The 13,697-nt window shown below is 67.2% G+C and carries 14 protein-coding genes and 1 pseudogene; 5 read left to right on the forward strand and 10 right to left on the reverse strand.

From position 1 onward, the window contains the following. The coding region (locus BKG60_RS13740; RefSeq protein ID WP_165617847.1) for an integrase core domain-containing protein at positions 1 to 127 on the forward strand (127 nt) is incomplete at its 5' end. Beyond that, positions 124 to 474 (forward strand): annotated as a pseudogene (locus BKG60_RS13745) (MBL fold metallo-hydrolase); the annotation flags it as partial. The gene BKG60_RS13740 and the pseudogene BKG60_RS13745, both read left to right, overlap by 4 nt. Before the next feature lie 92 nt (positions 475 to 566). Here the strand turns inward: BKG60_RS13745 and BKG60_RS13750 are convergent. Together BKG60_RS13750 and BKG60_RS13755 are read right to left on the reverse strand one after the other, a co-directional pair. Further along, positions 567 to 1,304, reverse strand: coding sequence for a type 1 glutamine amidotransferase (locus BKG60_RS13750; RefSeq protein ID WP_070947117.1), 738 nt, complete (start codon positions 1,302 to 1,304; stop codon positions 567 to 569). Next, complete coding sequence (locus BKG60_RS13755; RefSeq protein ID WP_070186457.1) at positions 1,301 to 2,563, reverse strand: Mur ligase family protein; 1,263 nt, start codon at positions 2,561 to 2,563, stop codon at positions 1,301 to 1,303. Before BKG60_RS13755 ends, BKG60_RS13750 begins: the two co-directional genes overlap by 4 nt. A gap of 74 nt (positions 2,564 to 2,637) precedes the next feature. Between BKG60_RS13755 and BKG60_RS13760 the strand changes: the two genes are divergently transcribed. Together BKG60_RS13760 and BKG60_RS13765 are read left to right on the forward strand one after the other, a co-directional pair. Next, positions 2,638 to 3,627, forward strand: a complete 990-nt coding sequence (locus tag BKG60_RS13760) for a DEDDh family exonuclease (protein WP_070186456.1) — start codon at positions 2,638 to 2,640, stop codon at positions 3,625 to 3,627. 158 nt (positions 3,628 to 3,785) lie between these two features. After that, positions 3,786 to 4,991 (forward strand): ATP-binding protein, encoded by a 1,206-nt coding sequence (locus tag BKG60_RS13765; protein ID WP_234998293.1) that lies wholly within the window; start codon positions 3,786 to 3,788, stop codon positions 4,989 to 4,991. A gap of 15 nt (positions 4,992 to 5,006) precedes the next feature. Here BKG60_RS13765 and BKG60_RS13770 read toward each other — a convergent pair whose 3' ends face one another. Both BKG60_RS13770 and leuA read right to left on the reverse strand, forming a co-directional pair. After that, on the reverse strand, positions 5,007 to 5,393 hold the full coding sequence (locus BKG60_RS13770; protein ID WP_070186455.1) for an SHOCT domain-containing protein: 387 nt from the start codon (positions 5,391 to 5,393) through the stop codon (positions 5,007 to 5,009). 51 nt (positions 5,394 to 5,444) lie between these two features. Then, positions 5,445 to 7,274 (reverse strand): 2-isopropylmalate synthase, encoded by a 1,830-nt coding sequence (gene leuA, locus BKG60_RS13775; RefSeq protein WP_070947118.1) that lies wholly within the window; start codon positions 7,272 to 7,274, stop codon positions 5,445 to 5,447. A gap of 321 nt (positions 7,275 to 7,595) precedes the next feature. Between leuA and BKG60_RS13780 the strand changes: the two genes are divergently transcribed. Then, on the forward strand, positions 7,596 to 7,814 hold the full coding sequence (locus tag BKG60_RS13780; RefSeq protein ID WP_070947134.1) for a hypothetical protein: 219 nt from the start codon (positions 7,596 to 7,598) through the stop codon (positions 7,812 to 7,814). A gap of 28 nt (positions 7,815 to 7,842) precedes the next feature. Here BKG60_RS13780 and BKG60_RS13785 read toward each other — a convergent pair whose 3' ends face one another. The 6 genes from BKG60_RS13785 to BKG60_RS13810 form a co-directional block, all read right to left on the reverse strand. Next, positions 7,843 to 8,913 carry a lytic transglycosylase domain-containing protein gene (locus BKG60_RS13785; protein WP_239253212.1) on the reverse strand — a complete coding sequence of 357 codons (1,071 nt, stop codon included), beginning with the start codon at positions 8,911 to 8,913 and terminating at the stop codon, positions 7,843 to 7,845. Positions 8,914 to 9,008: 95 nt separating this feature from the next. Next, positions 9,009 to 9,653 carry a helix-turn-helix domain-containing protein gene (locus BKG60_RS13790; RefSeq protein ID WP_075909694.1) on the reverse strand — a complete coding sequence of 215 codons (645 nt, stop codon included), beginning with the start codon at positions 9,651 to 9,653 and terminating at the stop codon, positions 9,009 to 9,011. A 12-nt stretch (positions 9,654 to 9,665) separates the two neighbouring features. Beyond that, entirely contained in the window at positions 9,666 to 10,853 is a 1,188-nt protein-coding gene (locus BKG60_RS13795) for an NAD(P)/FAD-dependent oxidoreductase (RefSeq protein WP_070947121.1), read from the reverse strand. After that, positions 10,850 to 12,142 carry an FMN-binding glutamate synthase family protein gene (locus BKG60_RS13800; RefSeq protein WP_070947122.1) on the reverse strand — a complete coding sequence of 431 codons (1,293 nt, stop codon included), beginning with the start codon at positions 12,140 to 12,142 and terminating at the stop codon, positions 10,850 to 10,852. The genes BKG60_RS13795 and BKG60_RS13800 overlap by 4 nt, the downstream gene beginning before the upstream one ends. Continuing rightward, complete coding sequence (locus BKG60_RS13805; RefSeq protein WP_070947123.1) at positions 12,142 to 12,840, reverse strand: GltB/FmdC/FwdC-like GXGXG domain-containing protein; 699 nt, start codon at positions 12,838 to 12,840, stop codon at positions 12,142 to 12,144. The genes BKG60_RS13800 and BKG60_RS13805 overlap by 1 nt, the downstream gene beginning before the upstream one ends. Then, positions 12,828 to 13,697, reverse strand: a complete 870-nt coding sequence (locus tag BKG60_RS13810; RefSeq protein WP_070947124.1) for a class II glutamine amidotransferase domain-containing protein — start codon at positions 13,695 to 13,697, stop codon at positions 12,828 to 12,830. The genes BKG60_RS13805 and BKG60_RS13810 overlap by 13 nt, the downstream gene beginning before the upstream one ends.

Here is a 13,697-nt window from a genome sequence, read left to right on the forward strand (position 1 = left end):
GGCCCGTGCAGCGACCTACCCGGACTGGCTGCATCACTACAATCACCACCGACCCCACACCGGCATCGGCGGCAAGACACCCATCGAACGCCTACGCGTTCACAACCTGTGTGGGAATTACACCTAGTGGAGCCGCCCAACGGGCCGCCGTGTGCGGTGGACCGGGTGGTCGGTGACGGCGATGTGCTCGATTTCGCCGGGGGCGCCCGGGTGATCGGCGTGCCCGGCCACACCCCGGGCGGCATCGCGCTGTATCTCCCGACGGCGGACGCGGTGCTCACCGGCGACGTGGTTGCGGAGTTCAACGGCCAGGTGATCGTCGGTGTCTTCAACACCAACCGGAGCGAACTCGCGGACTCGGTGGCAAAGCTTGCCAACACGGGTGCGCAGCGTGCCGGTTTCGGCCATGGTGAGCCGGTTCTCGAAGATGCTGCGGCCCGTATCGCCGGGGCCGCGGACCCTTTCGCCGCCTGACTCCCGCCGAACTCCGCCCGACTCCCGCCGAAACGGTATTCCAGCAGGAAATGTTCGAGTAACGGCATGCTGGAATACCGTTTCGGCGAAAATTACACCCGGCGCGGCGCGGCCAGCCGTTCGCGGCGCAGCAGCTCGACCTCCCGCAGCTCCAGCGGCGGCAGTTCACCCACCACCTGTGAGAGCAGATGGTCGGCCAGTTCGGGATTGCGGGCCAGGCACGGGCCGTGTAGGTAGGTGGCCACCACGCTGCCTTGCACCGCGCCGTCGTAGCCGTCGCCCATGCGGTTGCCCGCGCCTTTGGTGACCGCGGCCAGCGGAGTGGCATCCGGTCCCAGAACCGTTCCGCCACGGTGGTTTTCGAAACCGGTGAGCGGCTGCGAAAGCCCATCGATCAAGGGTCTGGAGGCGACCTCGCCGATGGTGCGGGCCTGCTGTGGTGAGGTCGTGGCGTCGAGCAGCCCGACGCCTTCCACTCGCTCACCGGCCGAGGTCTCGTACCAGTGGCCGAGCACCTGGATCGCCGCACAGATCGCGAGCACCGGTGCCCCCCGTGAAACCGCTTGTTGCAGACCGGGATACCGGATGAGGTGTTTGGTGGCCAGCCGTTGCGCGTAGTCCTCGGCGCCGCCGAGGGTGTACAGGTCCAGCGAGTCGGGCACCGGGTCGGCCAGGGTGATCTCCACGATCTCGGCGTCGATACCGCGCAACCGCAAGCGCTGCTGCAGCACCACGGCGTTGCCGCTGTCGCCGTAAGTTCCCATCACGTCGGGCAGTACCAGCCCGATCTGCACCGGGGTCCTTTTGCTCCTCGCGTGCGCGCCACTCATGAGATCCGCCGATTCAGTTGCAGGAAGGCCGTGTAGTTGGCGATCACCTCGACGTGCCCGGGCGGGCAGCTCTCGATCGCGGCGACGGTGTCGTGCACCAGGGAATGTTCGACGCCGGCGTAGCCGAGCCGTACCGCCAGATCAGTCCCGCGCTCGCCGGCGGCGACGACGACAGTGTCGGAGCCTGTTTCTCTTCGCGCGAGCGGCTCATCGGCGAAGTGCTCGAAGCTCACGTCCCACAACCAGGACAGGTCTTCTCCGTCGGGCACCTGCCCGTTGACCGAGATGACCACCCCCGCACCGTGCTTGTCCACCATCGACAGGGCCTCCTGCCACCCGGCCGGGTTCTTGGCCAGCAGGATCCGCGCGGTGTGCGAGCCGATCTGAACCGTACGGTAGCGACCGGCGACCTCGTCGACCCTGGAGACGGCGGCCACCGCGGCGGCCGGGTCGGCGCCCAGCGCGACGGCGGCGGCGACCGCCTGGGTGGCGTTGCCGCGGTTGACGGCGCCCGGCAGCGACAGCGTCATCGGCAGCGAGAGGCCGTCCGGGCCGTAGATGTGGGTGTCGTCGAACCACCACTGCGGGCTGGGACGTTTGAAATCTGCACCGGTGGAATGCCAGCCCGGGCTTCCTCCGCCGTCGCGCTCGATGATCTCGCCGGAACGCGGGCAGCTCACCGAGTCGCCCGCCCAGCCGCCGCCGGCGGCTACCCACACCACATGGGGGCTGTCGTAGGCGGCCGACGTCATCAGTACGTCGTCACAGTTGGCCACGACCACCGCGTCAGGGTGCCGGGCCAGCCCGGCTCGCAGGGTGCGTTCGATGTGGTTGATCTCACCGACCCGATCCAGCTGGTCGCGGGACAGGTTGAGCAGGACGATCACCGACGGGTTCACCGCATCCGACACGTGCGGCACGTGCATCTCGTCGACTTCCAGGGCGGCCAGCGTGGCCTCGCGCGCAGAGGCCAGCGCCGCCACCAGGCCGGCGTCCATGTTGGCGCCCTCGGAGTTGCTGGCCACCGGACCGAGCGTGGCCAGTGCCGCCGCGGTCATCCGGGTGGTGGTCGATTTGCCGTTCGTGCCGGTCACGACGACGCTGCGGCGGTCCTGGCCCAGCTGGCGCAGGATCGAGCGGTCCAGCGTCATTGCCACCAGGCCGCCGATCATCGCGCCGGCGCCGCGCCCGGTGACCCGCGACGCCCAGCGCGCGGTTGATCCGGCGGCCAGTGCGGCACGCCCTCGAAGGGTCAGCATTCCGGCGATTTTAAGGGCACGACACGCTGCCGCGCCGCCTGAGGTTGTCGGGCTCGCGTGCCATCCTGGCGAATATGAGCAGCGCGTGGGGCAGGCCGGCCGAAGAGCCGGGCACGGGCTGGGCCGTCGTCGACGTGGAAACCACGGGGTTCCGGCCCGGGCAGGCACGCATCGTCAGCGTCGCCGCCCTCGCCGTCGGGGACGACGGCAATGTGGAGCGCAGTGTGGCCACCTTGCTCAACCCGGGGGTCGATCCCGGGCCCACCCATGTGCACGGGCTGACGGCCGAGATGCTGGAGGGCCAGCCGACCTTCGGCGACGTGGTCGACGACGTGAGTGACGTCCTGCGGGGGCGCACCCTGGTGGCCCACAACGTGGGTTTCGACTACAGCTTCCTGGCCGCCGAGGCGGAGTTGGTCGGCGCCGAACTGCCGGTCGACAGTGTGATGTGCACCGTTGAGCTGGCCCGCCGGCTGGCGCTGGGCACCGAGAATCTGCGACTGGAGACGCTGGCCGCGCACTGGGGTGTGAGCCAGATGAAGCCCCACGACGCCCTCGACGACGCGTTGGTGCTGGCACAGATCCTCAAACCCACTTTGGCCCGGGCCCGTGACCGCAAGGTCTGGCTGCCGCTGCGGGAGGTGAGCCGGCGCCGCTGGCCCAATGGCCATGTCACCCATGACGAGTTACGGCCGCTGAAGGTTCTGGCCTCGCGGCTGCCGTGTGAATACGCCAATCCGGGCATCTACGTGCCGGGCAGGCCGCTCGTGCAGGGCATGCGGGTGGCGCTGTCGGCGGAGGTGGCCCGCACCCACGAGGAGCTCATCGAGCGCATTCTGCACGCCGGGCTGGGCTATACCGATCTGGTGGATCAGCAGACCTCACTGGTGCTCTGCAACGAGCCCGCACCCGACCAGGGCAAGGGTTACCAAGCCCTGGAACTCGGGGTGCCGCTGCTCGATGACGAGACGTTCATGGGGCTGCTGGGCCATGTCGTCGGCGGGGCCAACATCGAGGAGTTCATCGACATCCCCGCCGAAAGCGATCAGTACACGCTGTTCTGATCCCGACTCGGTGAATCGGCGACATAGAGACCGCGAATCGGCGAAACGCACACCGCGAATCGGCGAGTGATTGATATGGTTTCTAAGTGAACCCGCGGTCTAGCATCGCTAGAAACCTGCTTCCGAGGGTTGAGGAGGCACTGTCTGACACACGGATCGTGGTCGTTCAGGGCGCGCGCCAGGTCGGCAAGTCAACCCTCGCTGCCGAGATTACGCGTCGCCGCGGCGGTCGGCTGGTCACGCTCGACGATGACGTGACCCGAACAGCTGCGGCTGCCGATCCCCTCAGTTTCGTCCGCCAGTTCCCCGATGGGCTACTCACGATCGACGAGGTGCAACGGGCTCCAGAATTGATTCTTGCGCTCAAGAGCACCGTTGATTCAACCCATCGGCCAGGGCAGTATCTGCTCACCGGGTCGGCCAATCTTTTGCAACTCCCAGCGACCGAAGACAGCCTGGCTGGTAGGGCGGAAAGCCTGGAGCTCTTCGGATTCAGTCAAGGTGAACTCGAAGGCGCCACTGAAACCTTCATCGACCGCTTGCTCGCCGGCGAACTATTCCTCGGTCACGAAAGTAGTCTGACGCGTAGCGACTATCTCGCCCGCGCCTGCACTGGCAGCTACCCCGAGGCCGTCAGCCGAGAGTCAGCCAGGCGCCGAAATGCATGGCTGGATAACTACGTCGACCGCATCGTCAAACGTGACGCGAAGGATGTCTCCAATCTCCAACGCATCGCCGACCTGCCGCGGCTGATCCGGCTCCTTGCCGCACGCAGCGCATCCGAGCTCAACCTGAGCTCCGTAGCTGCTGACGCTGAAATCCCCGTACGTACACTGCCGCCGTACCTCGCCCTCCTCGAGACCCTGTATCTGATTGGCCGCGTCCCCGCGTGGTCGACGAATCTTTCTAAGCGCGTTGTCGATCGGCCGAAAGTTCTCCTCCTCGACTCCGGGTTGGCCGCTCGTCTCGTCAACGTGTCGCCCACCGGAGCCGGACCCAACGCCAATCCTGACGCGGCGGGAGCGATCATCGAAACGTTCGTTATCACAGAACTCCGACGACAACTCGGATGGGCTGAACAGGCACCGCGGTTGTTTCACTACCGCGATCGAGACGGGGCCGAAGTGGACCTCATTTTGGAGACGGCAGACGGCCTCATTGCCGCTATCGAAATCAAATCGGCAGCAACGCTTCGCGGCAGGGACACCCGCTGGATCACGAAACTCCGCGACAAAGTCGGTACTCGTTTTGTCGGCGGCCTTATCCTCCACACCGGGCCACAAGCTCAGCCATTGGGCGACCGCCTCGCCGCTGTCCCAATCGATGTTCTCTGGTCCGCACGGGGACAGCTCCGAGACCCATAGCCAACTTGTGGTGGCTCAGCCCAGCGCCTTGGCCTTCAGCCCGTCGAACTCAGCCTGGCTGATCGTGCCGGCATCCAGCAGCGCCTTGGCATCGGCGATTTCCTGTGCCGGAGACCGGCCCGCAGCCTGACGGATGTAGTCGTCGGTCTCTTTCTTGGCGTCCAGCGCCGCCGCCTGGGCACGCTCGGACATGCCCTGGCCCCTGGCGATCAGATACACCAGCGCGGTGAGCCACGGCAGCAGGATCAGGAACACCACCCACACGGCCTTGATCCAGCCGGAGGTCTTGTGATCGCGCCAGAACAGGTCCGTGAGGATCTGGAACAGGACCAGCAGGTAGGCGATCCAGGCGAAGATGATCAGGAAGTGCCACAGGAAATCCCAAGTCGGACCCCAGTCCATGGGTTGCTCCTTGTAGTCGACGTCAGGCGCAGTGATCTACGCCGACGTCAGCTAACCACGCGCGGCGCGGTTGACGGCAGACACGACTGCGCGAAGTGATGCAGTTGTGATCGAAGTGGCGATCCCGACGCCCCACACGGTCCGACCGCCGATCGACGCCTCGACATAGGCCGCGGCCTGGGCTTCTTCACCCGAGGACATGGCGTGCTCGGAGTAGTCGAGCACATTGATGTCGTAGCCGATTGCGCCCAGCGCGTCGACGAACGCCGCCAGCGGGCCGTTACCGGCGCCGATGATCTCGCGTTCGGCACCGTCGATCTTCACGATCGCGGTGATGGTGTCGGTGCCGCCATCGACCTCGGAGGCCACGACCTTCTGCCGGATGCGTTCCAGTGGGCTGATCGGGGCCAGGTATTCCTCGGAGAACGCGTCCCAGATCTCCTTGGGTGACACCTCGCCGCCCTCACCGTCGGTGATTTGCTGGATGGCCTTGGAGAACTCCATCTGCAGCCGCCGCGGCAGCACCAACCCGTGGTCGGCCTTCATGATGTAGGCCACGCCGCCCTTGCCGGACTGCGAGTTCACCCGGATCACGGCCTCATACGTCCGGCCGACGTCCTTGGGGTCGATCGGCAGATACGGCACCTGCCACAGGATGTCGTCCATATCCCTGTCGGCGGCGTCGGCATCGAACTTCATCTGGTCCAGGCCCTTGTTGATGGCGTCCTGGTGGCTGCCGGAGAAGGCGGTGTAGACCAGGTCGCCGCCATAGGGATGACGCTCGTGTACGGGCAGCTGGTTGCAGTACTCGACCGTGCGGCGGATCTCGTCGATGTTGGAGAAGTCGATCTGCGGGTCGACGCCGCGGCTGAACATGTTCAGGCCCAGGGTCACCAGGCAGACGTTGCCGGTGCGCTCGCCGTTGCCGAACAGGCAGCCCTCGATGCGGTCGGCGCCGGCCTGGTAGCCCAATTCGGCTGCGGCGACACCGGTTCCGCGGTCGTTGTGTGGGTGCAGGCTCAGGATGATCGAGTCGCGCGGGGTCAGGTGCCGGCTCATCCACTCGATCGAATCGGCGTAGACGTTCGGGGTGGCCATCTCGACGGTGGCAGGCAGGTTGACGATCAACGGCCACTCGGGCGTGGGCTTGACGATGTCCGCGACGGCGTTGCAGACGTCGACGGCGTACTCCAGCTCGGTGCCCGTGTAGGACTCGGGGGAGTACTCGAAGCGCCACCGCGTCTGCGGATACTTCTTGGCCTCCTCGACACACATCTGGGCGCCGTCGGTGGCGATCTTCTTCACGGCGTCGCGGTCGGCGCGGAACACCACGCGGCGCTGCAGGATCGACGTCGAGTTGTAGAAGTGCACGATGGCCTGCGGAGCTCCGGCGCAGGCCTCGAAGGTGCGCTCGATCAGCTCGGGCCGGCATTGCGTCAGCACCTGGATGGTGACGTCGTCGGGGATGGCGCCGTCGGTGATGATCTCGCGGACGAAGTCGTAGTCGGTCTGGCTGGCCGAGGGGAAGCCGACCTCGATCTCCTTGTAACCCATCCGGACCAGCAGGTCGAACATGCGGCGCTTGCGCGCCGGGCTCATGGGATCGATCAGGGCCTGGTTACCGTCGCGCAGGTCGACTGCACACCACATCGGTGCCTTGTCGATGACGCGGTCGGGCCAGGTGCGGTCGAACGGGACGCCGGTGCCGAAGGCCGGGCTGCCGCCGGGAACCTCTTCGGCGAAGCTGCGGTAGCGACTGACCGGCATCGATGAGCCGCGCTGGGTGTTCCAGACCGGTTGTCCGGGGTTGGGCGAGCCGGCCGGCGTTCTGATCTCGCGGACCGAACTGAAGGCATCTACAGACATGTCGGGGGTGGTCATGATTCTTGCTCCGGGAGTTTGAGTGGGGGACTCGACCGGCGCATCGCAAAAACCCGCGACGGGAAGCCGGTCTGGTCAGACCCCGTCGCGGCGTCCGAGAAGGAGCACCCGCTGCACGCGCTCAACTGTACTCCGCGTCAATCCCAGGCCAAAACCAGCGGCTGACGTGGGCTTCCTCCGATCGGGGGAACAAATCTTCACCAGGCTCATCGCCTGATCGCCGGACAGACCGGAAACCGTCTGGATCGCATCCTTGTCTCAGTGGCTCAACAAGTCGCAGTCACATACGAAAAGCAAACTGAGGCAAAAGGATTCACGATCATGACCAAGTTCACCAAGGTTCTGGCACTGCCCATCCTGTCCGCGGGTGTGTTCGGCGCCGTCGCGCTCGGCCTGGCGGGCACTGCCGCCGCGCAGGAGCCCCACGGCCCGGGTAACCAGTTCAGCCCGGATACCTACGCCACCCCGGCACCGGGCATGAAGCCCGGCTGGCACAACCATCACGGCCCGCAGCGCCACCTGATCGTTTATGGCCAGTAGTTGCCGGCCGGGCTGCTATGCCATCGCGTCAGCGGGCCCCGCCCGAACGGCCGTTGCCGAACTTGACCTTGGGTGTGCCGGTGCTGTGCCGGGACCCGCTCGTCGTGCTCGTGCTCGTCCTCGTGTTGGTGGAGCCCGTGCGCGTCGTCGAAGATCCCGGCCGGGTTGTCGCCGACCGGGTGTCACCGTCGTCTCGACGCACAGCCTTGTCCGGCGTGGCGGTGTCGCTTTCAGCCGACCCGCCGGTTGATGCTGCGGGGCTGTCGACCGCGCGAACGGCGACGTTCGGCGGGCGCGGCGCGGTGAGCGGCGGCAGGTTCACCGGAGCCACACCGGTGGCGTAGGCCCGCGCCCAGCCCAGCACGTGGGCGACGTAGGCCATGGAGTGGTTGTAGCGAAGCACCGCGGCGACCAGCTGCGCCTCGTCGCGCAGTTTCGCGCCCTCGCTGCAGAGGTAGCCGGCCGCAGCCAGGGTGGCATCGAACAGGTTGTGCGGATCGGCCTGACCGTCACCGTCACCGTCGGCGCCGTGCAGCAGCCACGTGCTCGGCAGGAACTGCATGGGCCCCAGCGCGCGGGCGTAGGTCGTGCCGCCGCCGAAGCTGCCGGCAACGATGATCTCGTTGCCCGGCAATGAGCCGTCGAGGGCGGGGCCATAGATGGGACGGACCGGGTCACCGCGCTCGTCGGCGGCGCCGCCGAACGCATGCGTGGACTCGACGTACCCGATCCCGGCGAGCAGGTTCCAGGTCACACCGCAATCGGGTTGGCTCTGTGCCATCGCGGCGTCCGCGTTCCGGTAGGCCGCCAGTGCGATCGCCGGGATGTGCACGGCGCCCGGTGCCCGAACCTCCGGGGGTGGCGGTGATCCCGTCGTAGTCGGTGTCGCGGCAATTGGACGCGCCGTCGGCGTTGCCGCCAAGGGCTGGCCGGCGAGGTCGGGCAACGCCCGGACCGCGGCCAGCGTCCGTACCCGGTGCTCCTGGACCAGGCCGACCAGGCTGGGCGCGACGGCGACCGCGCTGGTCAACGCCATCCGAACGATCACGGCGAGGCAGGGGGAGGCGTCGCGGACCGCTCGACGAACACGGTGGCGCATCCCTCCACAGTGACACCCTCGTCGTTGTGTGCCAACTCCCGACACTCCGGGGTCAGTCGGCGGTCAGGGGCCCGCGAACTGCGGCGGGTGTCGGCTCACACCTGGGAATCGGGGAAGGCGATCACCGAAAGGAACCGGATCGGCAGTTCGATCAGGTCGACCGGTCCGTGCGCGCCTTCCCCGTCGATCTGTAGCGAGTCGCCGGGATGCAGCCGGTAGACCGAGCGGCTGTGGCTGTAGTCCATGATCCCTTCGAGCATGTAGAGGAACTCGGTACCGGGGTGCTGGAACAGCGGGTAGGTCTGACTCGTCTCGGTCAAGGTGACGTGCAGGCATTCCAGGCGCTTGTGCTCCCCGCGCAGCGAGCTCAGCAGTTGGTACTCGTGACCCTGCTTGGTGCCGTTGCGCACGATCTCCGGGCCGGTGCCCGCCTTGACGAAGGCGGCCGGGCGTTCGACGTCGGCCCCGCGGAACAGGCTGGTCACCGGAACGTCGAGGCCCTTGGCCAACAGCGCCAGGGTGGACAGGCTGCATGAGGTCTGGGCGTTCTCGATCTTGGACAGCATCGCTTTGGAGATGCCGACCCGGGACGCCATGTCGGCGACGGTGAGCCCGCGCTGCTGCCGCAGTTGACGCACGTTGCGCCCGATCGCGGCCTCGAACTCCAGTGCTTCGACCGGTTTGTGCGGATCGCGTTCGCGGGCCGTGCCGGAATTACGCAGCAGAGGCTGGTCGCTCACGGCACTCCTGACCTATCGCATCTCCCCGGCACCGACGTACGGGTACCGGCTGGTGAGCAGATTGTCCTCTGCGAACCGGGCGAGCCGGAAATCCGACTCGGGTATCCGCGGGTCGCAGCTGTGCCCCTCGGTCACCAGGTCGGCGACCAGCTTGCCGACCGCCGGTGCGATCTTGAAGCCGTGCCCGCTGAATCCGGCTGCCACGATCAGCCCGTCGATACCGGTCGGAGAGATGATCGGGTTCCAGTCCGGTGTGACGTCGTAGCAGCCGGCGTAGCTGCCGGTGATCGCCGCGTCGTCGAATCCGGGAAACCGGGTGCCCACCTTGTCGACGGTGAGGTCGATGAAGCCGTCGGTGGCTCGGTTCAGGTAGTCGTCGGGGTCGGCGAGCTCCAGCTCGGTCAGATCGGAATTTCCGAACAGCAACTCTCCGTTGGGTTCTGGCCGGATGTACTGCAGCGATACCAGGTCGGAGAAGACCGGTACCGGCCCGGTCCGCACCCCGGGTTTGATCGTCACGATCTGCTCGCGGTGCACCCGGATCGGTACGTCGACGCCGTAGGGCGCCAAGAACGGTCGGGTCCACACCCCGGTGGTGACGACGACGGTGCCTGCCGAGATGCGGGTGCCGTCGGCCAGTTCGACCCCGATGACCCGGGCCCCGTCGAGCGTCAGCCCGGTCACGTTGGTGCCCTGGTGGATTCGGACCCCGGCTGCCCTGGCCGTCACCGCGAAGGCCTGCGCGGTCTGGTAGGCGTCGCCGTGGCCGCCGCGCGGCTCCCAGCCGAAGGCCGCGAACGGTTCCAGGTCGGCCCACGGCCACAGCTTTGCCACGTCGGTGGCGTCGATCTCCTCGGTCTGCACGCCGACCTCGCGTTGGGCGGCCAGGCTCTTGCGCAGGTTGTCGACGTTCGGTTCACCGACGCCGACGACATAGCCGGTCTGCCGGAACCCGATGTCGGTGCCGAAGTACTGCTCGGCTTTCTCGAACACTTCCAGGCCGACTGTGGCCATCGCGGCCAGGGAGCTGACTCCGTAGTGGCAGCGCACGATGCCGCTGGATTTCCCGGTCATCCCGGAGCCGACGGTATTGCGTTCCAGGACAGTCACATCGGTGACGTCGCGCTGGCTGAGCGCCCAGGCCACCGCCGTGCCCTCCAGCCCGCCGCCGACGATGACGACATCCGCGGTGGTGCTCACTGGCCCGGAATCCAGTTCGTACCGGCCAGCGGAACCCGGGCCATCGCAGCCGCCTCGATGGTCACCGCCACCAGGTCCTCGGGCTCCAGGTGGCAGACGTGGGCCTTGCCGCAGGCCCGGGCGATCGTCTGGGCCTCCATGGTCAGCACCCGCAAATAATTGGCCAGCCGTCGCCCGCCTTCGATGGGGTCGAAGCGCGCCGCCAGGTCGGGGTCCTGGGTGGTGATACCGGCCGGATCGCGGCCGTCCTGGAAGTCGTCGTAGAAACCGGCTGCGCTACCGAGCTTCTCGTACTCTGCGGCGTAGCGGGGATGGTTGTCGCCCAGTGCGATCAGCGCGGCAGTGCCGATCGCGACGGCATCGGCACCGAGCGCGAGTGCCTTGGCGACATCGGCGCCGGTGCGGATACCGCCGCTCACGATCAATTGGACCTGTCTGTGAACCCCCAGCTCCTGCAATGCCTGTACGGCTTGGGGCACCGCAGCCAGGGTCGGGATGCCGACGTGTTCGATGAATACCTCCTGGGTGGCGGCCGTGCCGCCCTGCATCCCGTCGACCACCACCACGTCGGCGCCGGCGTGCACGGCGAGCTTCACGTCGTAGTAGGTGCGGGTGGCCCCGACCTTGACGTAGATCGGCTTCTCCCAGTCGGTGATCTCCCGCAGCTCGTTGATCTTGATGGTCAGGTCGTCGGGCCCGGTCCAGTCCGGGTGCCGGCACGCGCTGCGCTGGTCGATACCCTCGGGCAAGGTGCGCATCTGCGCCACCCGCGGGGAGATCTTCTGCCCCAACAGCATTCCACCGCCACCGGGTTTCGCACCCTGGCCGAGCACCACCTCGATGGCGTCGGCCTTGCGCAGGTCGTCGGGGTTCATCCCGTACCGCGAGGGCAGGTACTGGTACACCAGGTGCTTGCTCTGCCCCCGCTCCTCGGGCGTCATCCCGCCGTCGCCGGTGGTGGTCGAGGTGCCCGCTTCGCTGGCCCCGCGGCCCAGGGCCTCCTTGGCCGGCCCGGACAGCGCGCCGAAGCTCATGCCCGCGATGGTGACCGGGATATCCAGGTGCAGTGGGTGTTTAGCGTGCCGGTTGCCGAGCACCACGTCAGTGCCGCAGCGTTCCCGGTAGCCTTCCAAGGGGTAGCGCGACATGGATGCGCCAAGGAACAGCAGATCGTCGAAGTGGGGCAGGCGGCGTTTGGCGCCCCAGCCGCGGATGTCGTAGATGCCGGTCTCGGCGGCGCGTTGGATGTCTGCGATCGTGGATCGATTGAAAGTGGCGGATTCACGCATCAGTAGGCACTCGCATTGTCGACGTGGAAGTGGTAGAGGTTCCGGGCCGAGCCGTAGCGGGTATAGGCCGCGGTGTCGTCGTCGCTGAAGCCACTGGCCGCCAACAACTCCGCGAGTTCGGCATGGTGTTCGGGACGCATCGGCTTGGCGACGCAGTCCGCACCGAGTGAGGCCACTTCGCCGCGCACGTAGATGCGCGCCTCGTAGATCGAATCGCCCAGCGCCTCGCCGGCGTCGCCGCGCACCACGAGCCGCCCGGCCTGCGCCATGAACGCGCTCATGTGGCCGATGCTGCCGCCGACCACGATGTCCACGCCCTTCATCGAGATGCCGCAGCGCGCGGCGGCGTCCCCCTCGATGATCAGCAGCCCGCCGTGTGCGGTCGCGCCCGCGGACTGCGAGGCATTGCCTGTGACGCGCACCGTGCCGCTCATCATGTTCTCGGCCACCCCGGTCCCGGCGTTGCCGTTGATGGTCACCTCGGCGAGCTGGTTCATCCCGGCGGCGTAGTAGCCGACGTGGCCCTCGATGGTGACCCGCACCGGGGTGTTGAGGCCGACGGCCACGTTGTGCGCGCCGTCGGGGTGGGCGATGACGTGGTCGCCTTCGATATCCGGCTGGTGCAGCGCGGCGTTGACCTCACGCAACGGTGTTGTGCGCAGGTCGAATCCAACGAGCGTGGCTGCTATCTGGTCCATGCGTAGACCACCTCCGGCTCCGGTTCCCAAATACGTGCCTGCTCGACCCCGGGTAGCCCAGCCAGGGCGCGGTACTCGCTGGCCATCGCCACCCAGTCGGCGGTTTCGGCGATCACCGCGGGCTTGCAGGCGATGGCGTCGCGCACCACCGCGAACGAGTCGTGATCGGAGACCAGCAGGGTGTAGAAGCCGTCAAACGTCGCGCACAGTTCCTTGAGTGCCGTGGCCACGTCACGGCCGGCAGCCAGTTGTTCGGCCACGAACCGGGCGCCCACCTCGGTGTCGTTCTCGCTGTCGAACTCCACCCCGGCTCGGCGTAGTTCGCGGCGGATGGTGGCGTGGTTGGCGAAAGATCCGTTGTGTACCAGGCACTGTCCGGGGCCGACGGTGTAGGGGTGGCAGCCCGACGGCGTCACCGCCGATTCGGTGGCCATTCGGGTATGTCCGACACCTTGCCACCCCTGGGCTTTGGATAGGCCCCACGCCTCGGTCAGGGCGCGGGGGTGGCCCACCCCTTTGAGGACTGCCAGATCGGGACCGAACCCGGAGATCAGCGCGGTGGGGTAGGCCGCCCGCACCAGGTCCAGCAGTTCCTCGGATTCCATGTCGGCCGACAGCAGGTAGGTCGAATCGACTTGCACCACATCGATATCCGGGCCCAGGTCGGGCCTGCCAGGGACATCGGTCACCGACACACAGCCCTGCCCGTATGGTGACCATTCCGGGTCTCCGTAAACCGCGATGCCCGCCGAGTCGGCGCCGCGGTCGGACATCTCGCCCAACATCGCGGCGAGTAGTTCGCCAAGGCGCGGGTACAGCTCAGGTGTGCGCAGGTGTAGACCCACGATCCCGCACAT

Origin of the sequence: Mycobacterium syngnathidarum (assembly GCF_001942625.1) — a bacterium.
GTDB lineage: Bacteria > Actinomycetota > Actinomycetes > Mycobacteriales > Mycobacteriaceae > Mycobacterium > Mycobacterium syngnathidarum.

Excerpts from the sequence above, each read along its gene's own strand:
- BKG60_RS13770 (WP_070186455.1), bottom strand. The coding sequence starts at position 5,393 with ATGGACTGGGGTCCGACTTGGGATTTCCTGTGGCACTTCCTGATCATC.
- BKG60_RS13805 (WP_070947123.1), bottom strand. The coding sequence starts at position 12,840 with ATGGACCAGATAGCAGCCACGCTCGTTGGATTCGACCTGCGCACAACA.
- leuA (WP_070947118.1), bottom strand. The coding sequence starts at position 7,274 with ATGACCACCCCCGACATGTCTGTAGATGCCTTCAGTTCGGTCCGCGAG.
- BKG60_RS13755 (WP_070186457.1), bottom strand. The coding sequence starts at position 2,563 with ATGCTGACCCTTCGAGGGCGTGCCGCACTGGCCGCCGGATCAACCGCG.
- BKG60_RS13750 (WP_070947117.1), bottom strand. The coding sequence starts at position 1,304 with ATGAGTGGCGCGCACGCGAGGAGCAAAAGGACCCCGGTGCAGATCGGG.
- BKG60_RS13800 (WP_070947122.1), bottom strand. The coding sequence starts at position 12,142 with ATGCGTGAATCCGCCACTTTCAATCGATCCACGATCGCAGACATCCAA.
- BKG60_RS13785 (WP_239253212.1), bottom strand. The coding sequence starts at position 8,913 with ATGCGCCACCGTGTTCGTCGAGCGGTCCGCGACGCCTCCCCCTGCCTC.
- BKG60_RS13810 (WP_070947124.1), bottom strand. The coding sequence starts at position 13,697 with ATGTGCGGGATCGTGGGTCTACACCTGCGCACACCTGAGCTGTACCCG.
- BKG60_RS13760 (WP_070186456.1), top strand. The coding sequence starts at position 2,638 with ATGAGCAGCGCGTGGGGCAGGCCGGCCGAAGAGCCGGGCACGGGCTGG.
- BKG60_RS13780 (WP_070947134.1), top strand. The coding sequence starts at position 7,596 with ATGACCAAGTTCACCAAGGTTCTGGCACTGCCCATCCTGTCCGCGGGT.